Consider the following 21,215-nt stretch of genomic DNA (forward strand, 5'->3'; position numbering starts at 1 on the left):
ATTTTGTATGTATACACTTTAACAAGTACGTTTCGTTTTTTCAAGCCTTTTATAAAAAAAACTTCACCTAAATTTCAGGTGAAGTTTCGTAGTATTTATTCATTTACTTGTCTTTTCTGATTTCTCTGACCACATGCGCAAGTTCGGGAATAATCAGCTTATTCATTGCCAGCTTTACCGCGCCGCTTGAGCCTGGCGTTGAGAAAACAGCGGTATGCTGAATGACGCCGGCAGTTGCTCTCGACATGATTGCGGCAGGGCCGATATCCTCTGTATAACTCAGCATCCTGAATATTTCTCCAAAGCCGGGCAGTTCTTTCGAAAACAGCGGCGTAATGGCTTCAATTGTGACATCCCGATCTGCTATGCCTGTCCCTCCATTTAAGAGTACCGCGTCTGTCTGTTCATCCATGCAGCCCGCAAGCACTGACCGCTGCAAAGCATCCTTTTCGTCTTTTACAATTTCATATGCAGCAATGTGATGACCGGCTTCTTCTAAAAACGAGATCATCAGCTTGCCGCTTTTATCGGTTTCCTCTGTCCTCGTGTCACTGACAGTAATCACTTTGCAACGAACGATATCGGGAGCTTCTTGTTTATGCTCTTGAACACTCATTGGCCCACCTCTTTTATGTTTTCTGTCTGTCACTATCATGCATCAACAAAAAAGCACATTCAAGAGAATGTGCTTTCATGCGATTTATTTTGCTAAACGAACAACGTCGCGCGCAATCATGACTTCTTCATCAGTCGGAATGATCATGACTTTTACTGGAGAATGCGGATAGCTGATGAAAGCTTCCTCGCCGCGCACGTTATTAAGCGCAGGATCCCAGTATACGCCCATGAATTCTAAACCGCGAAGAACGCGTTCTCTGACTTCCACACTGTTTTCACCGATACCGGCAGTAAAGATGATCGCATCTACACCGCTCATTCTTGCAGCGTAAGAACCGATGTATTTGTGGATTCTGCTTGCGAATACTTCAAGAGCCGTTTCCGCGCGCTCATTTCCTTCTTTCGTTGCTTCGACGATGTCACGAAGATCGCTTGAGAAACCGGAAATGCCGAGCAGTCCGCTTTTTTTGTTTAATGTATTCAATACTTCGTCAGCCGTTTGGCCTGTTTTCTCCATGATGTATGGAATCAGGGCAGGGTCGATGTTTCCAGAGCGTGTACCCATTGCTACACCGGCAAGCGGCGTAAAGCCCATGGATGTGTCAATTGATTTTCCGCCTTCAACAGCCGCAATACTTGCTCCGTTTCCAAGGTGGCAGGAAATCAGGCGCAAGTCTTTTAACGGACGGCCGAGAAGCTCTGCCGCACGCTCAGTTACATATTTATGTGATGTGCCGTGGAAGCCGTATTTACGGATGCCGAATTTTTCATAGTATTCATACGGCAAGCTGTACAGGTAAGACTGCTCAGGCATTGTTTGGTGGAATGCCGTATCAAATACAGCTACCGCAGGAACATTTGGAAGCACTTCTTTGAACGCTTTAATTCCAACGATATTTGCCGGATTGTGAAGCGGTGCCAATTCAGAAATATCTTCGATTTCCTTAATGGTTTCATCCGTTAATAAAACAGAATCGCTGAATTTTTCTCCGCCGTGAACGACACGATGGCCAATTCCGTCAATTTCATTCAAGTCTTTAATAATGCCGAATTCCGTTAACTTATTCAGCAGCATTTTAACAGCTACCGCATGATCCGGAATATCAGTTACTTCTGTATTTTTTTCGCCGTTCACAGAAATTGTGAAGACGCTGTCGGCGATACCGATTCGTTCAACTAAACCCTTCGTTAAAACGGTTTCTGAAGGCATTTCGAAAAGCTGAAATTTCAAAGACGAGCTTCCTGCGTTAATTGCAATAATTTTGGACATGATTGACGCTCCTTTATACTCTGTATCAACAACTTCGTTTTTCGTACTTTTTTCCCGGTGAATATCAACATCTTCTCCGAAAAATATCTGACTTTTCCATTTAAACATTGTCATGTCGGCTTTTCAAGTCAACTTGCGTATTGATAACGCTTACAATAAGAAGTCGTTATTTTCAGACACATTCCCTATAGGTTTTGTATTGATGAACGCTTACAATTTGCGGTTTTTCCCTCTGTATTTTGTGTTTCAAAGCTGGATTCAATTCGTCAAGTCCGGTCTTCAAAAGCATAAATAAAAGCAGCTTAGGCATCGACCTCATACGGCTGCCTAAGCTGCTTTTAAAACACTTACTTTTCTTTTTTAAACCATTCATCAAATTGAGCCATCATATCAAGCATCGCCTTTTGATTGGAGAAAGACGGAAGATTCGCAAGCAGAATTTGCCCCGGGGCTTTCGTATTCTCTCCTTGTTTCTGAAGCACAAGGATGCTTTTGGCATGAGCTTCGTCTTTAAAAATAGATTTTGGCAGCTGCAACAGTGCGTTGATATGAACCTTATCTTTGAAAAACTGTTTCAGCTTGCCGCTTTGGGAGCTCTCAAACAAATGATTCGGAATCATAAAAAATAAGTAGCCGCCCGGTTTGGTATGCTTGACGCTCTGTTCAATAAACAGATGATGAGCGAAGGAATGGCCTTCGTCAGCTTTAAGCTCAAACGCTTCTGCTCCTTCGTCATTCGGATAATAGCCGACTGGCAGATCACAAATGACCGTGTCAACTGGATCGATAAACAACGGCTCAAGGCTGTCTTGGTGGAAAAGCTCAAGCTCTTTTTTCAGAAGGTTCGCTTGGGCATAGGCGATCTTCAAGAGCACATCATCAATTTCAATGCCAAAGCTGTTTGCCGTTTTTTCAGACAGCTGGTTCAGCACGGTAAACAGAAGGTTCCCAGTTCCCAAGGCTGGATCAAGAATGGTCAGTTCCTTTTTGTCCGCCATAAACTTATTCACCAAATAGCTGATGAAAAGCCCGATCGTATCCGGCGTCATTTGTCTGTTTGGATGGGAGATATCTTTCATTCCTTTAAGGACGGCAAGCTGAAAAGCCTTGCGTACCCACTCATGCTCATACGTGCCGAATTCCGCTTTTTCAAGCAGAGCCTGAAGTTGTTTGGTTTTCTGATCAGCAGGCAGTTTCAGCTGATCCGTTTTTTCAAGAAAATACATTTCTCCTGCTTCGGCCAGCGCCTCTATATATGAAATCTGCAATTCATTCTTTATCATAATCGCTGCTTCGTTTAACAGCTCATACACCGCACCTACATGGTCTTTTTGCATATTGTGTTCCTCCTTGCCATGAAAAAAGCTCCGGCGGCAGCCTGGAGCTTTTTTCCCTGCTTACTTCACTAATGCCTTAGCAGCCTCAATTGGCTTTTCATAGTTCGGGTGGTTTGTTGCTTCGCTTACATATTCAGCGTAAACGACTTTTCCATTCTCATCAAGGACAAATACGGAACGCGCAAGCAAACGAAGTTCTTTAATATACACACCGAACGCTTCGCCAAATGACATATCTCTGTGGTCAGACAGTGTTTCCACTTTGTCAATTCCGTTAGCGCCGCACCAGCGCGCTTGCGCGAATGGAAGGTCTGCACTGATTGTGTAGACGTTGACATCTCCAAGCTTTGCAGCTTCTTCGTTAAAACGGCGTGTTTGTGCATCACAAACACCTGTATCAATTGAAGGGATAACAGAAATAATCGTTACCTTTCCTTTCATGTCAGCTAACGATTTTTCTTCAAGGCTGTTAGTCAGCACTGTGAAATCAGGAGCTTGATCTCCTACCTTCACTTCTTGTCCGACAAGTGTAACCGGACCGCCTTTGAATGTAATTTCAGCCATTATAATTCCTCCCTTTTGTATGTATGTCTCTATCATAGTAAAGTTTCCTGCAAACTGCAAAGTTTATGCCAAAAAAAAGTTAACTGCGGCCAGCGCAGTTAACCTTTTTTTAATAATTCATATTGTTCATTTGGTTTTGATTTTGGCCTTGGCCTTGGTTCTTGTTATTTTTCTTGAACATTTGCTGGATGCGTTCGAGTGTTTGAGGGGCTGCGTCTAAAATTTTCTCTATTAAATGGGTATTTTCATCTAAATGAAGCATTCTGATGCCTGTCGATCCGACAATTAAAAACGCGATCGGCGTAATGGACACACCGCCCCCGCTTCCGCCTCCGAAAGGAAGTTTCTGTTCTCTTATCTCATCGTCTTCCGATTTCTTTTCGGCCGGCTTTCCGCCAAACTCGCTTCCGCCTGCGGCGAATCCGAATCCAACTTTAGAAACAGTTAAAATCACACTTCCATCAGGCGTTTCTACTGGATCTCCGATGATGGTGTTAACATCAATCATTTCCTTCAAGTTTTCCATTGCGGTTTTCATTAAACCTTGGATGGGATGGTCTGCCATATACGCTTCCTCCTTAAACTGATGAATCATTCTTTGAAGTCATTCTAGCCGACGGATTCTTCTTTAATACGGATAGCTCCCGTCCGTATTTGACGAATTTGAAAGCTGCAAGCATAGCATGTCCAAAGCGAAAAAAGAATATACACTGAAAATGGGTCTTGGAAACAGGGACTTGAAACGACGGGATCACCTCATAGACAGGTTTATTCACAAAGTCCAGGTGGTCGTAAAGCATTGCTGCGATACCGCCCTTCACACCCCATACAGCACCTGTTAACACACCTGTCACTGCCGCGTCCTGAATTCCGATTACTGTAACCCATTCTAGTTTTGTGATATGTAAATGCGCGAGAAAAGACGCGCTGATTTTTCGTAGTCTGGTAACCTGATGCAAAAGCATTTCGATTTTATTAATGCTTTGCTGCACATCATTTTGTGTAATTTTTTTCTTTCCGCTGCTTTTTTTCATTTTAGATTCAGTTTTTTGTTTGATATCCACTGTTCCGTCTTCTTTGTTCACCTTAATCGCAGGGATTGTTTTTTTGATCCTTATAAGGCCAAACAGCGCCGTAATCTTCAAGGTCAATTTGTCATTATCAGCGGCATGAAGATACTCCAGCGCGACATGGATTTTCATTCTGAGAAGCAGTACGATCCCTATGAGAATAAGAATGGCTGTCAGTACATACACCATATTCTTCACTTCCTCTAGGAGCATTATCGCCAATTCCTAAAAAAATAAACCCGGACGGAGGTCCGGGTTATCGGTTATTTGCGGTATAATTTTTCATGCACCACGGTGGTATCCGCGATGTAATCATGAATCCCTTGTTTTGTAGGTGAAAAAGCAACAACGATATATAAAATCCAAATCTTATCAATATACCGTCCAACCACTTCACGAAAAATCACTGTACTCCATGTCAGCTTGCTATCTCGCTTCACAGAAACCACTTTGAGGCCGAACACCATTTTACCAAGCGTCTGCCTGAAGTATTTTGTCATGAGTGCGAAATAGGCAAGATACACAATAAGCGTTGTCACACTGTAAGCCGAGAAGGTAAACATGCCGGATGTTTTCGGCAGATCCAATACGGTAAAGAGGGGAGAAACGAGCAAATGGTTTAATCCCCATATCACGAGCCAATCAAGCAGGAAAGCCCAGAAACGAACCCAAAAGCCAGCATAGGCATGTGTCAGCTGCTCCGCTTCTTGCGGGCCTTTGATGTCATTGCGCTCTAACTCTTCATATGTCGCGTCCATTATTGTTCCCTCCTACTTCGCATAGAGATACATCATTCTCGACGAACCGGATTGCGATAGAATTTCTCTCATATTCAAAAAATCAATTTCACTTTTAAACATTTTGTTCGCGCCCATGGAAAACAGTGAACCTAATCCGAAGCTTTCCTCATAAGAAATGACAGAGGCGTTTTTCAAATCCTTGTGATCCTTTTTCATCGCCGTAATGGTATCGTCATAAAAACCAAGCTCATCAACGAGGTTCAGTTTTTTCGCCTGCCGTCCGTCATACACGCGGCCGTCCGCAATTTTCTTTACCTCTGCTTTCGACATGCCGCGCCCTTTTGAAATGACATCAACAAAGCCTTCATACGAATTATCAACCATCGATTGCATGATGTTTTTTTCTTCTTTCGTCATCTCACGGGAAGGAGACATAATGTCCTTATGGGCCCCGCTCTTAATCGTTTCAAAAGAAATGCCAAGCTTATCGGCAAGCTTTGAATAATTGACGCTTTCCATAATGACGCCGAGTGACCCGGTCAGGGTTTCCGGTGTCGCAAAAACCTTATCAGCCGCTGTTGAGATGTAATAGCCTCCTGATGCTGCCATCGAACCCATTGACACGTAAATCGGTTTTTTCGTTTCTTTCTTGATTTCTTCCAGTTTCTTATGTATTTCAGCACTTTCATACACTCCGCCACCCGGAGAATTCACCTTCAGAACGATACCTTTGACCGTCTTGTCATCTTTTGCGCGCTCAAGGTTTTTTAAGAACGTTCTGTGGTTATATCCGTCTGCACCAAGCAGACTGCTTGAGTCCCCATTATCCTGAATGGTGCCGCTGACCTCTAATACGGCAATTTTACTTGAGGGACTGCCGTTTTCCAGCGTCTTCTCCTGCGATTCATCCGTCAGTGATGTGAGATCCGTTTGAGCGCCTTTGACGCTTTCAAAGAAACTCATAGAGATGCTGACGATAATAGACACGCCGAAAATCCCCAGAGCAATCACTAATGCAATCCATCTTTTTGCATTCATTTTTTCTCCTCCTTTTTCCTAAACTCTCTCATTATACGATTCAATATGAAAAATGTTTCACTTCATGAGAAAGCTCCGGCTTAACGGGCTGCCGGCAAACGTGGTACACTTATGGCCAAAGGTATTTTATCACAAATACTGGATGGCAGAAAAACTTAAATATGACAGCAAAGGGGAAATGGGATATGACCGATCAACGCCGTAATGTTTATTTTTTTCACAAACAGGATCAGGAAACGAACGAACAAGCCCGCTCGTTAACACAATTGGCGGAAGAGCATGGATTTACCGTTGTGAACCAGCACTCAGACGCTAATATTATCGCTAGCATTGGCGGGGACGGCACATTTTTGCAGGCAGTCAGAAAGACGAATTTTCGTGATGACTGCTTGTACGTCGGCATTACCAAAAAGGGGAAAGCTCATTTATATTGCGACTTTCATAGTGATGAGCGAGAAAAAATGGTCGATGCAATGACGTTTGAACAAATTGAAGTGAGAAAATACCCGCTGATTGAAGTGACAGTGGATCATGCCAGTCCTTTTCACTGCTTAAACGAGGTATCCATCCGCTCAAGCATCATTAAAACCTTTGTGATGGACGTGCTGATTGACGATCTGCACTTTGAAACGTTTAGAGGTGACGGAATGATTATCTCAACGCCTACAGGGAGCACCGCCTATAACAAGTCTGTTGCAGGAGCGGTTGTTGATCCATTGCTTCCATGCATGCAGGTATCAGAGCTTGCATCCCTTAACAATAATACCTACCGGACACTCGGCTCGCCATTTGTCCTCAGCTCTGACCGAAAGCTGACCCTTCGTGTGGTGCAGGACGGCAACGAACACCCAATCATCGGCTTGGACAATGAAGCACTCAGCACGAGAAATGTGAAAACGATCGAAATCAAACTGTCTAATAAGAAAATCAAAACAGTCAAACTAAAGGACAATTCATTTTGGGAAAAAGTGAAGCGTACTTTTTTATGATTTCTCATATACAATCTGGCCGTTAATCACGGTTTTTTTAATCTCTAAAAGATGAAGCTGTGCGGGGTCAATGGCAAACGGATCACCACTGAGAACTGTAAAATCCGCGTCATAGCCTTCCGCAATTTTTCCGCGTGACTTCTCTTTATAAATGATACCGGCGCTACCTTCTGTATAAAGCTTTATCGCTTCATATACAGGTAAACATTCACTTTCATTATAGCTTGGCCCGTTTTGCTCATGACTGCTTTTCCGGAGGACCGCGGACTGGATCCCTAGAAGCGGGTCAACAGGCTCAATCGGGGCGTCTGAACCGCCCGCGCATAAAATGCCTTTAGATATGAGGGTTTTCCAGGCAAATGCAGTCTTCATCCGGTCTTTTCCGAGACGGTCAATGACCCACGGAAAGTCGCTTGCAACGAAGTGCGGCTGAAGGTCAAGTGCGATCGGCATGCGTGCTGCTCTCTCGATTAATTCGTTATCAAGCACTTGAGCATGAATAAGCCGATCATGCCGGCCGTTTTTGGGCGGATGCTTTTCTATTGCGTTCAGCACTTTTTCAAAAGCAAGATCGCCGATTGCATGAACAGCAACCTCCATCCCTTTTTCTCTCGCTTTGCGAATGAGCCGGCCAAGGGTTTCGTCATCGTGAACCTGAACACCATTTGTTGATGGATCATCCTGATATGGTTCTTTCAATAAAGCCGTTCTCCCGCCAAGCGCCCCGTCCGCAAAGATTTTCATAGCACCGAACTCCACATACGGGCCGGACAGCTTCTCCAGCTGCTCCCATCGATCGACAGCTTCATGATGAACGAGCAAATGGCAGCGAAACGGATACTTTCCGCCAGCGGCAGCTTTCTCATAAGCTTTCATCGGCACCGAAACATCACCATAATAGGACAAGTCTTCCGAATGACCGCCCGTCAGGCCTTTTGTCCAGCAATCCTTTATTGCAGCCGTTAATGCCTCATCAACATAGTGCTGGGAGACTGGCGGGACAGCCTTCAGAATCAAATCCTGCGCCTTATCAAACAGGAGTCCGGTCGGCTCGCCATTTGCATCTTTTACGATGACTCCGCCGTCAGGATCAGGAGTATTTCTTGAAATTCCCGCTGCTTGAAGAGCCGCAGAATTGACAGCTATTGCATGCCGGCATATACGCTTGAGCAAGACGGGCCTGTCAGGAAACAGGCGATCAAGATCATGCTTAGTCAAGTAGTCAGGTGTCTCAAACTGATTTTCATTCCAGCCTTCTCCAATGAGCCAATCGTTTTTAGGAAGCTGCCGCTCTCTTTCCTTCGCAGCCTGTAAAATTGAATCTTTCGACGTCAGTGCGGACAGATCGAGCTGAAGCTGTTTCTCACCGTGGCCGATCAAATGTAGATGGCTGTCAACAAAACCGGGGAACATCACTGCTCCGTTCAGGCTGATTTCTTCTGTTTCCGGCGACCCGTACTTTTCCTTCAAACGTTCATAGCTGCCGGTGCCTTTTATAACACCATCCTCAACATAAACTGCCTCAGTCCGATCGCCTTCTTCGAGCATCGTATAAATGAAACCGCCGTGCCATATCGCCTTCATTCACGTTCACTCTCTTTCTTTACGCCTTTTTATTGGCTTTGAGCTGTTCTTCACGTTTTCTTAATTCCACTCGTCTGATTTTTGCAGAAGCCGTTTTCGGCAGGCTTTCCACAAATTCAATTTCTCTAGGATATTTGTATGGAGCGGTAATCGTCTTCACATGGTTTTGCAGCATTTTGACAAGCTCATCACTGCGTTTTTCATGATTTTGCAGGACAACATATGCCTTTACGATGGAGCCTCTGATTTCATCAGGGCTTGCGACAACAGCACATTCTTTTACTTCTGGGTGCTTAACAAGCGCGTCTTCCACCTCGAAAGGCCCGATCGTATAGCCGGAGCTGATAATAATATCGTCATTTCGGCTTTCAAACCAGAAGTAACCTTCCTCATCTTTTCTTGCTCTGTCTCCCGTTAGGAAATAATCGCCGCGAATTTGTGTTTTCATTCTTTCCGGATCTTTAAAATACTCTTTAAAGAGCGCAGGCGTACTGAGGTGAACAGCGATATCGCCAACCTCACCAGGTTTGCAGATTTCACCGTCTTCATTTATGATCTCCACCTGATTTCCCGGTGTCGGTTTTCCCATGCTTCCCGGTTTAATAGGCGTATCTTTCAAAACACCAACCAAAAGCGTGCTTTCTGTTTGGCCATATCCGTCCCGTACCTTAATGCCAAAGTGCTTTTGGAAAACATCAATGACTTCACGGTTGAGCGGCTCACCTGCGGAAACAGCGCTGTGCAGGGCAGAAAGATCAAAGCGTTTCAAGCCTTCAACCTTCGCCATTAAGCGGTATTCTGTCGGAGTGCAGCAGAAAACATTGATTTTGTAGCGATTTAAAAGCTCTAGATATTTTTCTGCTTTGAATCTGCCGTGGTACACAAAACCGGTTGCTCCGCTGCCAAGCACCGCTAAAAACGGACTCCATACCCACTTTTGCCAGCCAGGGGCAGCAGTTGCCCAGACGATATCCTTTTCAGAAATGTCAAGCCAAGCGCCGGCAGAAGTTTTTAAATGAGCAAATGCCCATCCATGTGTATGTACAACACCTTTCGGCTGACCTGTTGTCCCGGATGTATAAGATAAGAAAGCCATATCATCTCTTGTTGTGTCAGCTGTTTTAAATTGGCTTCCGTCCGCTTCAATTGATAAGAGGTTTTTCCAGCCGGCATCATTTTCACCAATAGACAGTGTAATCAGTTTGTCAGCCGTACTGACATCCCGGAAAGCGCCAATAAATTCGGAGTAGACGATAGCGCCTTTTACCTCTGCATGTTCAATCCGGTATTCAAGATCTTTCGCGCGAAGCATTTCGGAGCACGGAATGACAACCATTCCTGATTTCAGGATAGCCAAATAAACAGCATAGGCTTCAAGCACCCGCGGAACCATTACAATCAGCTTGTCTCCCTTTTTAAATCCAAGATCAGCTAAGGCCGCTCCGATTTTATTTGTTTCTTCCATCAGCTTTTCATACGACCAAGATTCTTGCTTGCCCGACTCGTCCTCCCAAAGAAGAGCGGTTTTTTGTCCAGCAGCACTGAACTTTTCCATTTCATTCACTAAATTATATTGCACAGGGGCAATTAAATCTTCACGTTTTAACACGAACAACTCCTCACTTTCTCCACCCATTATACATAAATACAGGCTCTTTCCGTAAGGATATGCCTAAAAGCAACCTCTGTAAACATAGATTTTATAGGCCGCTGGTCCTTTTTTATATGTAAAAAATGAAAAAGAGTGGGGATACCCCCACTCCTAAGCCATTATGTGAAATTGTAAATTAGAATTGTCCTCCGCCCATGTTTTGTTGAGCAAAAGATACAAGACGTTTTGTGATCTCTCCTCCAACAGAACCGTTAGCGCGAGAAGTTGTGTCTGCTCCAAGGTTTACACCGAATTCAGAAGCGATTTCTAATTTCATTTGGTCGATCGCTTGAGCAGCTCCTGGTACTAAAAGGTTGTTGCTGTTACCTGAGTTATTGTTAGCCATGTGTCTCACCTCCTTGTGAGTATAGAATGTGTCAAAACACATGGCTTCATTCAGAAAAACTTTGGTAATTGTATACAGGAGCTGAAAATTGATTTAAAAGAGTTCAGCGAATTTATCGTTAGCTTCTTGTTCGCTATAAAGGGTCATTGTCTCAATGTTATCTACCGCTTCTTGAATATACGGCTCGAAATCAACAAAGCTTTCAAAGTGTTCAATTTTCTCTTTTTTAGGGCGTGTTTTCGGGCTTGGCGGTGTAAAGATCGTGCAGCAGTCTTCAAACGGCTGAATACTTGTCTCATATGTGCCAATTTCCCGTGATTTTTCGATGATTTCTGTTTTGTCCATGGCGATTAGCGGACGCAAAATCGGTGTTGACGTCACCGCATTAATTGCATACATGCTTTCAAGCGTTTGGCTCGCTACCTGACCGAGGCTTTCTCCCGTAATAATGGCAAGCCCGTTTCTCTTTTCTCTGATTCTGTCGGCTATCTGAAGCATGAGGCGGCGGGTTGCCGTCATTGTGTAATTTTCAGGAATTTGTTTTTGGATGAGCTCTTGCGTTTTTGTAAATGGAACAATATGAAGTGTCATGCTTCCCCCAAAACGGGACAGACATTTCGCCAGATCCATTACCTTTTGCTTTGCGCGCTCGCTTGTGTATGGCGGGCTGAAGAAATGAACAGCTTCTACCGACAATCCCCGTTTCATCGCATAAAAACCGGCCACAGGGCTGTCAAAACCGCCAGAAAGCATCAGCATCGCTTTTCCTGCTGAACCAACTGGCAGCCCGCCTGCACCTTTTTCATCACGAATTGTCAAAAATGTTGCTTCTTCCCTGATTTCGATTCTGAGCGGGATGTCTGGGTTGCGAACATCGACCGTCAATCCTTCTGTATTTCGCAAAATATGGCCGCCGATTTCAGCGTTCATCTGGTTTGTATCTAATTCAAATTGCTTATACGCTCTCTTTGTCGCGACTTTAAACGTATCACCTGGTTTATACTGATCTTTGATAGCCTTTAGTGCGGTTGCCTTAATATCATCAAGGCGGCTGTCACACTTAATTGCCAGGCTGAAGCTTTGAATCCCAAACACTTGCTTTAAATGAGGAAAAAGAGCCTCAGGATCCTCTCCATTTAATGTAATCGTCATACGATCCCTGTTGGAAAAGTATTTTAAATTCGGATAGTCTTTCAAAACGAGTCTGATGTTTTGTTTTAAGCGCTCAATAAAGCTTTTTCTGTTTTTGCCTTTGGTCGAAATTTCCCCAAAACGAATTAATATATGATCGTAATTCATGTTCTACCTCATCATTTCCCTTAATTTTTTGATGCCAGGACGAAGCGCGTTCATAAACGGTTCTGCCACATCGCTTGTCTGGCTGTAATTTAAACTGATTCTGATGCTGCTTCCGGCAATCTGCTCTCCTTTGCCCATCTCTAAGAGAACCTTGCTGGGCTTATGTTCTTTTGCCGAGCAAGCCGATGTTGTGGAGACGAATATATCCTGTTCCTCAAGCATGTGTAAAAGCACTTCCGCTTTAATCCCCGGTACAGAGAAATTAATAATGTGCGGCGCGCTATTCATTTGAGGCGTGTTGATAACGACGCCCTCAATTTCACTCAGCCTATTCATAAACAATTCCTTTACGGCAGTCATCGTGTCAAGCCGTGTGTCAAAATCAGCAGAGGCCAGATTAATGGCCTTGGCAAGCGAAACCGCACCAGCAGTATGTTCTGTTCCGGCCCGTATGCCTTTTTGCTGAGAGCCTCCCGTTATGAGCGGAATAAGGCGTGTTCCTTCTTTTACAATAAGTGCGCCTGTCCCCTTTAGGCCGTGAAATTTATGCCCCGAAATTGAACATAGATCAATGCCGGCCTTTTCAATTGCCAAGGGCACTTTATAGATGCCCTGCACATAATCGACGTGGAACAAAATGTTCGGGTGCTTCTTCAGCACTTCCCCTGCCGCTTCAATCGGCTGCACGGAACCGACTTCATTGTTCACATGCATCATGCTGACAAGCACGGTATCGGGACGGATGGCTGCTTTTAGATCTTCAATAGAAACAAATCCGTCTTCATTCACAGAAAGATAAGTGATATCAAACCCGAACAACTCTTTCAGCTGTTCTAACGATTCCGTAACAGATGGATGTTCAATAGAAGTGGCAATGATATGTTTGCCTGTTTTTATCTTTGACAAAGCCGCTCCTTTTAAAGCCGCATTATTGGCTTCTGTGGCGCCTGACGTAAATACAATATCATATTTTTTTAGGCCTAAGGACCTTTTGATTTGATTTTTGGCTGCTTGAAGCAGCTGTTCCGTTTCGGCTCCATATCGGTGCAAAGATGAAGGATTGCCAAAGTATCGGCTGCTTGTCTGTTCATATACGTTCAAGACTTCATCGTAAGGCTTCGTCGTTGAACTATTATCTAAATATATCATCTTTTTTACTCCTTTATGAAAGCGGTACAAGGTATGATATTTATGTTACCATAACAAAATTTAATAGAAAATTACGAAAAACTAGTATTGACTTCTAATTTTTTTACCATATAATAAGATTTGTTCGTTTCGTCATATTATCTGACAATTAATTGACAGAATATTTTAACATAATTATTAGGAGGATTTTTTTCATGAAACACTCACTGCCTGTCAAAGATACCATTATTATTGGTTTCATGCTATTTGCGTTATTCTTTGGAGCAGGAAATATGATCTATCCGCCGGAACTTGGACAAGCAGCCGGACACAACGTCTGGAAGGCCATCGGCGGATTTTTACTGACAGGGGTAGGCCTGCCGCTTCTCGGCATTATCGCCATCGCATTAACCGGTAAGGACGCAAAAGGCCTTGCTGACAAAGCGCACCCTGTTTTCGGCACAATCTTTACTGTCGTGCTTTATTTATCAATCGGACCATTATTCGCCATCCCGAGAACAGGAACTGTTTCATATGAAATTGGCGCTGTTCCGTTTTTGACTGGCGTACCAGAAAGACTTTCTTTATTAATATTTACACTTATCTTTTTCGGCGTTACGTACTATTTAGCGTTAAACCCATCCAAGGTTGTCGATCGAGTCGGAAAAATTCTGACTCCCATCAAATTCACAATTATTTTAATCATTGTTCTCAAAGCCATCTTCACGCCGATGGGCGGATTGGGCGCCGTGACAGAAGCATATAAAGGAACACCGGTTTTTAAAGGATTTTTAGAAGGCTATAAAACAATGGACGCACTTGCTTCAATTGTATTTGGCGTTGTCGTTGTAAATGCTGTAAAAAGCAAAGGCGTTACACAGTCTAAAGCTCTTGCTGCAGCCTGCATTAAAGCAGGTGTGATTGCCGCTTTAGGCCTGACTTTCATTTATGTATCCCTTGCTTATTTAGGTGCAACAAGCACAAATGCCATCGGTCCTGTTGGTGAAGGAGCTAAAATTTTATCTGCGTCTTCCCATTATTTATTCGGTTCATTGGGCAACATCGTACTCGGAGCAGCGATTACAGTCGCATGTTTAACAACAAGCATCGGCCTTGTCACATCTTGCGGCCAATATTTTTCAAAACTTATTCCGGCATTATCATATAAAATTGTCGTTACGATTGTCACGTTATTCAGCTTGATCATTGCGAATTTCGGACTCGCGCAAATTATCGCGTTTTCTGTTCCTATTTTATCAGCTATCTATCCGCTTGCCATTGTCATTATCGTTCTTTCCTTCATCGATAAGATCTTTAAAGAAAGACGCGAAGTGTACATCGCATGCTTGATCGGTACAGGACTTTTCAGTATTTTAGACGGTATCAAAGCAGCCGGTTTCTCACTTGGATCTTTAGATGTGTTTCTAAATGCGAATCTTCCTCTTTACAGCCTCGGCATCGGCTGGGTGCTTCCAGGAATCGTCGGAGCGGTTATCGGCTATGTGCTGACCTTATTCATCGGACCATCCAAACAGCTTAATGAAATAAGTTAATGTCACAGAACGCCTGCGTTATTGCGCAGGCGTTTTGTAATAAAAAAAAGAGCCTGCTCATTACACTGCGGGCTCTTTTTCATGGTCTTGATTATCTAAGCGGATATGTCAGCTTTGATTTTTTCAACTGCACCTGGCGCAGCCTTTTCTACAGCGGCAGCGGCAATTTCATAAGAGTCGTCATAATCAAAAGCATAAAAACGTCTTTCCGCTTCTTTCAGCTGTTCAGATAAAATATGATTCTGGCTTCTGAACCGGTTTCCGAACTGAATGATTTTTTCAATGAGGATGACCTGCTCGACAAGTTCCTCTGATTCCCGGCTTGCCCTGTTGACGATATCTTCTGCTTGTTTCAAATGGGCTCCGGCTTCTTCCATATTTAATGGAAGTTCGTTTAGTTGATTGACTGTTTCTTGAATATGATGATGCGCGTTCTCCAGCATCTCTTGAATATGGCTCGGAATGCCTGGAATGTTGCTAGTCTTCAGCAGTCTTGCTGTCTCAGAAATTGTTTTTTTCAAATTGCTGAGCGTCTCCCTCGCCTGAAGCTCTTCTTTTCTCAGCGCTTGCAGATTTTCACGATACTCGTCATGCTCTTTTTTCACTTCTTCAATTTGCTTCTCTATTGAAGCAACTTCTTCCACTAAAAGTGAGTAAGCGACATGCTCTGCATCGAGCTTATCTTTAACGGATGATAGCAGCTTCCCAATTTCATCAAGGCGCTTTTCAAAAGCCTGCTGTTTGCCGAGCTCACCGGCTGTCAGCCTGTAGCTTTCCTTCACCAGCTCAGTTTCCGCTTTCGTATGCTCTTTCTCTTCTTTAAGCTTGTCGTAAGCAATAATCAATTCAGGCATTTTGCTTAGTACGGATTGACCGGCTTCAACTTCGCCCTCCAGCTGCTGATAAACAGATTGAATATTTTCGTCAATGAGCTGCAGGATTGCGGACGCTTCATCAATATCCAGCTCAGTCATCAGGACATGTTCCGCTCGTTTCAGCTGGTTTGACAGATTTTCTAATTCCTTATCAAGCTGGATATGCTCAAGCTTGTACCCTTTTTCTTTCATTTCGCCATAGCCATCCTTGAGCTTTGCAATCTGTCCGGGCACCGTCTGTTTACAGTCAGCTAACAGCTTCGGCACATCATCTATGTATGACTGAAGCCGTTCAAGATTGTGGTCCTGCTCAAGCAGTACTTTTCTTGCAGTAATATAGTTTCCGCCTTCTGTTTCTTCTTCAAATTGTTTGATGCCGCTCCAAATTTCGTCCAGATCCTTTTCAAGGCTGTCATAAAGCTCCCCGTAAAGGTGGCTGTAAGCCAGCAGGTTTTTTCGAGATTTCGAATAGCGCTCCCTCACCTGTTCAATCTCTTCACGGCTCTTTTCCTCACTTGTGACAAGATCGCTGATTTCCCGAAGAATCTTTTCAATGCTTGATTCAGCCGCTGTCAGCAGGTCATCGATATGAACGAGCACTTGATTGGCCTTTTTAAACCGGTATTTGTCTGCATTTTCCTCGGCATCATAAAGGAGCTCTTCAACTTTCGGCATGTGGGCTGTGACAATCTCGTCCCATTCTTCACGCCACTTCTCAAAGAACTCTTCTGTCTGACCCGTCATTTTTAAATGTTTTATTTTAGACATTTCTTCCACGATCGACCGATTTAGAATTTCAATCTTCCACGATTCCAGCCGGTCGATTTCGGCGTAGACTTTTTTCCTGAAAAAGTAGCCTGCCGCAAACAGCGCAAGCAGTACAATTAATAATCCAATGACAAACTCCATAATGAGCCCCCTTGCTGTTTACCTTAATCTGTCAGGGTGTTTTATTTATTCAGAAAGATTTCAGGATATGTATTGAGAAAAACTGTCGTTTTCATTGTTATTATGATACCATGTAACAAACATTTTTTGACCAGAAATCAAAAACTTTTTGTGCAAAATCGGCAGGATTTGACTATTTTTTCATGGGGTGACATCAATGCAAAAGCGAGACGGACATATTCACACACCATTTTGCCCTCACGGCTCCAATGACACACTCAGACAATATGCAGAAGAAGCCTTAAAAAAAGGGTTCGAATCGATTACTTTTACCGAACACGCCCCATTGCCGCCCTCTTTTACCGATCCCACGCCGCTGAAAGACAGCGCGATGGCGCAAGCTTCTTTGGAACGCTATATTCATGAAATTTCCGGATTAAAAAAAGAATATCGCGGACAGCTTAGCATACGGACAGGGCTTGAAGTCGATTATATCGCTGAATTTGAAGACGAAATTACATTATTTCTGGACACATACGGGCCATATTTAGATGACAGCATCTTATCCGTTCATTTTTTGCGCACAGACTCTTCCTATCTATGCCTTGATTATGACGAGCATACCTTCAAAGAGCTGATTTCAGCCTGCGGAAGCATTGAAGCGGTATATGAACAATATTACCGGAGTATCTATTCTTCCATTGTAGCATCTCTCGGCGTTTATAAGCCAAAAAGAGTCGGTCACATCACACTCGTCCAAAAATTCATCAAGCTGTTTCCATACAGCATGTCAGAGCATATTCGCGGCCTCGTTTCCCTGTGCCTGAATGCCATTGAAGAAAACGGAATGGAGCTCGACTTCAATACTTCCGGCTTAAGAAAAACTTACGCTGGCGGTATTTATATCGAGGATTGGATGCTGAATGAAGCGAAGCAAAAGAAGATCCCGCTTGTGTTTGGGTCTGATGCCCATCAAGCGGGAGATGTCGGATATGCGTATGAGGCGTTTTTGGAACGGTGCTAGTTGGTGAGCGCCACGTCTCCTGTCCGGAAGACGCTTCTGATCCAAATCTTGATTTCTTCAAAATACATTTTATAAAAATACGGCTCGTGCGGCTGCATGTAGAGTACTTCTGAAATATATTGAGGCTGGAGATAGGGCATCATCAAGAGAGATTTTAATTGGAGAATAAAATGAGGCAGCGGCAGCGTTAAATATTCACGCTGTTTTTCTCCTTCCTCAATGATCAGCTGGAAGATATACTTTTCCTTCATTAGATATGTCGACATAATTTCCCTGATTAATGTGGAGTCAATTGTGACTTCCCGGTAGACAAAACGAGTTAATTGACGATGATTATGCTGATAGGATAAAATATCGAAAACCAATTGAAGAAGCTGTTCCTGAGTGCTTTGAGAAGAGATATTGCTTGCCGCTGTTTCAAGCGTTTTGCTGTAGCCCTCGTAAAACTCTGAAACTAAGTGTTCCATCAAGCCTCCTTTGCCTTTAAAATAGTAGGAGATGTGCGCAACATTTACATCAGCTGACTTTGCGATTTCACGGACAGACGTGCCAGAAAATCCTTTTTGGTTAAAAAGCATGACAGCAGATTCAATAATTTTGTCTTTGGTGCTTACTTTCATACGGCTCACTCCTTCCTCTTGATACTATTCAAGCAGAAAGCCGCTGTTCCTGTAAGAACTTATCGACAAATGCCGGCAGAAAAGCCGGAACTTTGTTTTATATTATAGAAAAAGTGAGGGTTTTCCATGTTCCATGTCGAAAAACAATCTGGAGATAAAGAAAAAGGCTATCAGCTTCTGCTAAAACAGCTCGAAGCCATGACCGAAGACGAAACAGACCAAATAGCTAACTATGCAAATGCCTCAGCACTGCTGTATCATTCGCTGCCTGAAGTCAACTGGGCGGGTTTCTATTTTGCCAAAGAAGAGGATGGACAGCTTGTGTTAGGTCCGTTCCAAGGCCTGCCGGCATGTGTTCGGATTCCTTTCGGCAGAGGGGTTTGCGGCACAGCGTACGCAAACGGAAAAGTGGAACGTGTTGAGGATGTAAACGCGTTTCCGGGACATATCGCCTGCGATGCAGCGTCTCAATCAGAAATTGTGCTTCCGATTCGTGTAGACGGAAAAATTGTCGGCGTCTTGGACATCGACAGCCCAGTGAAAAACCGTTTCGACGAAATTGATGAAAAATACTTAACTCAATTTGCCGAAACGCTAGAAAAAGCGTTAGCGCAGTAATATAAAAGCCCAAAACTGATATCGTTTTGGGCTTTTTTTATTTTATTGAGTCATGAATCATCAAGCGGTTTTTCCCGCTCCGTTTCGCGCTGTAGAGCGCTTCATCTGCCTCATGCACAAGCTCTTTCAGCGACTTTTTTGTTTCTGTCGTCCAGCAGGAGATACCGCAGGAAATGGTTACCTCGGGTTTCGTATTTTTTCTGACCGTGTAAACCAGTCGCTCAGTAATCCGTTTCCCCACTGCAACCGGCACATTTGGCAAATAAATCGCCAGCTCCTCTCCTCCCCAGCGGGCACCGACATCATGCTTTCGGATGTTGCTTTTAATCACTGAAGCGACTTGAATTAAAATCTCGTCCCCAGTCTGATGGCCGTACGTATCATTTACATTCTTAAAATTATCAATATCAACAAGAATAAAAACACCCTTTTGGTGGATTTTCATGCTGTATTGAATTTTTTCATCTAAATACGCTCGTGAATACAGTTCAGTCAGCTGATCTGTTTTCACGAGATGCTCAAGGCGGTCGCGAAGCATTGAATTGGTTACAGCCAGTGTCGCGTGATGAATCAGCGCCTGAAACAGCTTGTACATTTCAAATGTAAAAGCGTACAGCTCCTGTTTCAATAAAACCGCAAAGCCTAAAAGCCGGTCGTTTTGAATCATCGGAGCAGCCATCAGCGAGCCGTACCCCGCCTTCCCAAAAACAGACTGGCCATTCCCGATGAAAACCCCTTTTTCACCTTCATACAGCTTTTCTTTCAGCTCATTATAAAAATCTGACGGCTTCGCTTCTTTAAAAAATGCTGTGCTGCCTGGGAGCAATGTTAGGTTTTCAAAATGGTCTATATGAAAAAATCCCACTTCTTCTGCCTGAAACGATTCTGCCATTCTCACAGCCAGATCATTCATTGTATCAGTCAATGTCAGCCGCTGATTCAGGCGTCGTGATGTTTCATTAATCAATTCCAAATTTGCGATGCTTGCTTTGGATTGTTCGTAGAGCTGGGCATTTTCAAACGCTTTTCCCGCGGCGTTTGCTAACAGCGACATTTCATCAAGGCAGGCATCAGTAAGAAAGCTGTCACCCGTTCCTTCAGCCTTCAACACCCCGTATGTGCCCTGCTGTCCTTTGATCGGAATATAGGCGACAGATTCATTTTTCCGCAAAATGTCTCCGGACAAATACACTTTGAGCGCAAAGGAATCGGATTTTTCCCCTTCCATATACAGCTCTTTTGCAGGAATCCCTAAACATTGGTCTTGATCGTGCGATATAAATAAAGAAAACTCAAAAAGAGAAAATGTGCTTGTCAAGCTTTCTAAAAGCTGCTTCAGCACATCTGTCTGATCAAGCAGTGAATGGAACAGCTCTGTCATTTTGTATATCTTTTTTTGGTAGATCGTTTTGTTATAGAGTCTTTCCTGTTTCATCGACTGGTTTAAAAATGAAGCAACCACGTCCGGAAGCCCTTCAGGAATCTCTTCATCCTGCCTGCACGCAAGATGGAAACGCCTGCCGGAGCCGTCCTCAATCAGATAACATGAAGCGTTTATTTTTGAAGCGGAAAAACGCGCTTCACCATCTGCCAGTTTTGTCACAAAGTCTGATGGTGACGGTGTAAGCGAAACACAAAGGGTTGAAAAATAGGTTTGAATAGCCGAAGTCAGCCATATGAAAGAGTCGGTGAATGTGACTTTTTCAGATTTGGTTAATAAAAAATCGAGCATATGATAATGAAAGGCGGATAATTGATCTTTAGTTTGTTCTACCATGTTTTTATCACCTAAAAGTTTACCACTAATTTTTGTTTATTATATCATAAACGGTGAAGCAATAATGGAGGAATGGTTGACTTCAAAACAAATAAATTATATAATGACCTTTGTGTGAAATATTGCAGCCTTTTTGTTCAGCTTCTATGTTTTCATTTTGTTCCTTATCAATAAGGTGTATCGTGTAACTCTCTGCTGCTGGAGCGAGGATACATGAAAACAAAAT

At 43.5% G+C, this 21,215-nt stretch carries 21 protein-coding genes; 4 read left to right on the forward strand and 17 right to left on the reverse strand.

Going from position 1 to position 21,215, the window contains the following annotated elements; translation table 11 throughout:
- Positions 1-103: 103 nt before the first annotated feature.
- The 9 genes from NSU05_RS14720 to sppA all read right to left on the reverse strand — a co-directional run bounded on the left by NSU05_RS14720 (position 104) and on the right by sppA (position 6,637).
- Positions 104-616 (reverse strand): molybdenum cofactor biosynthesis protein B, encoded by a 513-nt coding sequence (locus NSU05_RS14720; protein WP_021480306.1) that lies wholly within the window; start codon positions 614-616, stop codon positions 104-106.
- Between the two features lie 84 nt (positions 617-700).
- A complete protein-coding gene (locus NSU05_RS14725; protein WP_003223511.1) occupies positions 701-1,888 on the reverse strand; it encodes an acetate kinase in 1,188 nt (395 codons plus the stop codon).
- A 172-nt stretch (positions 1,889-2,060) separates the two neighbouring features.
- A complete protein-coding gene (locus tag NSU05_RS14730; RefSeq protein WP_123372909.1) occupies positions 2,061-2,264 on the reverse strand; it encodes a hypothetical protein in 204 nt (67 codons plus the stop codon).
- Positions 2,236-3,225: an N-6 DNA methylase gene (locus tag NSU05_RS14735; RefSeq protein WP_003229346.1), complete on the reverse strand. Its 990-nt coding sequence runs from the start codon at positions 3,223-3,225 to the stop codon at positions 2,236-2,238. The genes NSU05_RS14730 and NSU05_RS14735 overlap by 29 nt, the downstream gene beginning before the upstream one ends.
- A gap of 60 nt (positions 3,226-3,285) precedes the next feature.
- A complete protein-coding gene (tpx, locus tag NSU05_RS14740; RefSeq protein WP_003223506.1) occupies positions 3,286-3,789 on the reverse strand; it encodes a thiol peroxidase in 504 nt (167 codons plus the stop codon).
- 109 nt (positions 3,790-3,898) lie between these two features.
- A complete protein-coding gene (ytfJ, locus tag NSU05_RS14745) occupies positions 3,899-4,354 on the reverse strand; it encodes a GerW family sporulation protein (RefSeq protein ID WP_038429465.1) in 456 nt (151 codons plus the stop codon).
- 13 nt (positions 4,355-4,367) lie between these two features.
- The gene (locus NSU05_RS14750) at positions 4,368-5,048 is read right to left on the reverse strand and encodes a DUF2953 domain-containing protein (RefSeq protein WP_015483561.1); all 681 of its coding nucleotides are present in this window, start codon (positions 5,046-5,048) and stop codon (positions 4,368-4,370) included.
- A 74-nt stretch (positions 5,049-5,122) separates the two neighbouring features.
- Positions 5,123-5,617: an RDD family protein gene (locus NSU05_RS14755; RefSeq protein WP_014480553.1), complete on the reverse strand. Its 495-nt coding sequence runs from the start codon at positions 5,615-5,617 to the stop codon at positions 5,123-5,125.
- 12 nt (positions 5,618-5,629) lie between these two features.
- Positions 5,630-6,637: a signal peptide peptidase SppA gene (sppA, locus tag NSU05_RS14760; protein WP_038429466.1), complete on the reverse strand. Its 1,008-nt coding sequence runs from the start codon at positions 6,635-6,637 to the stop codon at positions 5,630-5,632.
- Positions 6,638-6,822: 185 nt separating this feature from the next.
- Between sppA and NSU05_RS14765 the strand changes: the two genes are divergently transcribed.
- The gene (locus NSU05_RS14765; protein ID WP_014477655.1) at positions 6,823-7,626 is read left to right on the forward strand and encodes an NAD kinase; all 804 of its coding nucleotides are present in this window, start codon (positions 6,823-6,825) and stop codon (positions 7,624-7,626) included.
- Here NSU05_RS14765 and NSU05_RS14770 read toward each other — a convergent pair.
- From NSU05_RS14770 to NSU05_RS14790, 5 genes are all read right to left on the reverse strand, one after another.
- Positions 7,621-9,210, reverse strand: coding sequence for an amidohydrolase (locus NSU05_RS14770; protein WP_003229333.1), 1,590 nt, complete (start codon positions 9,208-9,210; stop codon positions 7,621-7,623). The genes NSU05_RS14765 and NSU05_RS14770 overlap by 6 nt on opposite strands.
- 19 nt (positions 9,211-9,229) lie before the next feature.
- Positions 9,230-10,819: an acyl--CoA ligase gene (locus tag NSU05_RS14775; RefSeq protein WP_003229331.1), complete on the reverse strand. Its 1,590-nt coding sequence runs from the start codon at positions 10,817-10,819 to the stop codon at positions 9,230-9,232.
- A 178-nt stretch (positions 10,820-10,997) separates the two neighbouring features.
- The gene (gene sspA, locus NSU05_RS14780; RefSeq protein ID WP_003223491.1) at positions 10,998-11,207 is read right to left on the reverse strand and encodes an alpha type acid-soluble spore protein SspA; all 210 of its coding nucleotides are present in this window, start codon (positions 11,205-11,207) and stop codon (positions 10,998-11,000) included.
- A 93-nt stretch (positions 11,208-11,300) separates the two neighbouring features.
- Entirely contained in the window at positions 11,301-12,506 is a 1,206-nt protein-coding gene (thiI, locus tag NSU05_RS14785) for a tRNA uracil 4-sulfurtransferase ThiI (protein ID WP_003229326.1), read from the reverse strand.
- 3 nt (positions 12,507-12,509) lie between these two features.
- Positions 12,510-13,655 carry a cysteine desulfurase family protein gene (locus NSU05_RS14790; protein WP_339204082.1) on the reverse strand — a complete coding sequence of 382 codons (1,146 nt, stop codon included), beginning with the start codon at positions 13,653-13,655 and terminating at the stop codon, positions 12,510-12,512.
- A 194-nt stretch (positions 13,656-13,849) separates the two neighbouring features.
- Between NSU05_RS14790 and brnQ the strand changes: the two genes are divergently transcribed.
- A complete protein-coding gene (brnQ, locus tag NSU05_RS14795; RefSeq protein WP_003229322.1) occupies positions 13,850-15,187 on the forward strand; it encodes a branched-chain amino acid transport system II carrier protein in 1,338 nt (445 codons plus the stop codon).
- Between the two features lie 95 nt (positions 15,188-15,282).
- Here brnQ and ezrA read toward each other — a convergent pair whose 3' ends face one another.
- The gene (gene ezrA, locus NSU05_RS14800; protein ID WP_038429468.1) at positions 15,283-16,971 is read right to left on the reverse strand and encodes a septation ring formation regulator EzrA; all 1,689 of its coding nucleotides are present in this window, start codon (positions 16,969-16,971) and stop codon (positions 15,283-15,285) included.
- A gap of 196 nt (positions 16,972-17,167) precedes the next feature.
- Here ezrA and hisJ point away from each other — a divergent pair, with 196 nt between their 5' ends.
- Positions 17,168-17,974, forward strand: a complete 807-nt coding sequence (gene hisJ, locus NSU05_RS14805; protein ID WP_003229318.1) for a histidinol-phosphatase HisJ — start codon at positions 17,168-17,170, stop codon at positions 17,972-17,974.
- On the opposite strand, the gene refZ is transcribed toward hisJ, so the two are convergent.
- Positions 17,971-18,594, reverse strand: coding sequence for a transcriptional regulator RefZ (gene refZ, locus NSU05_RS14810; RefSeq protein ID WP_014477663.1), 624 nt, complete (start codon positions 18,592-18,594; stop codon positions 17,971-17,973). The genes hisJ and refZ overlap by 4 nt on opposite strands.
- A 126-nt stretch (positions 18,595-18,720) precedes the next feature.
- On the opposite strand from refZ, the gene NSU05_RS14815 reads away from it, so the two are divergent.
- A complete protein-coding gene (locus NSU05_RS14815; RefSeq protein ID WP_015714522.1) occupies positions 18,721-19,212 on the forward strand; it encodes a GAF domain-containing protein in 492 nt (163 codons plus the stop codon).
- A gap of 37 nt (positions 19,213-19,249) precedes the next feature.
- Here the strand turns inward: NSU05_RS14815 and NSU05_RS14820 are convergent, their stop codons facing one another.
- Positions 19,250-20,989, reverse strand: coding sequence for a diguanylate cyclase (locus tag NSU05_RS14820; protein WP_339204085.1), 1,740 nt, complete (start codon positions 20,987-20,989; stop codon positions 19,250-19,252).
- Positions 20,990-21,215: the final 226 nt, after the last annotated feature.

It is taken from the genome of Bacillus sp. EU52 (genome assembly GCF_037964975.1).
Classification (GTDB): Bacteria; Bacillota; Bacilli; order Bacillales; family Bacillaceae; genus Bacillus; species Bacillus subtilis.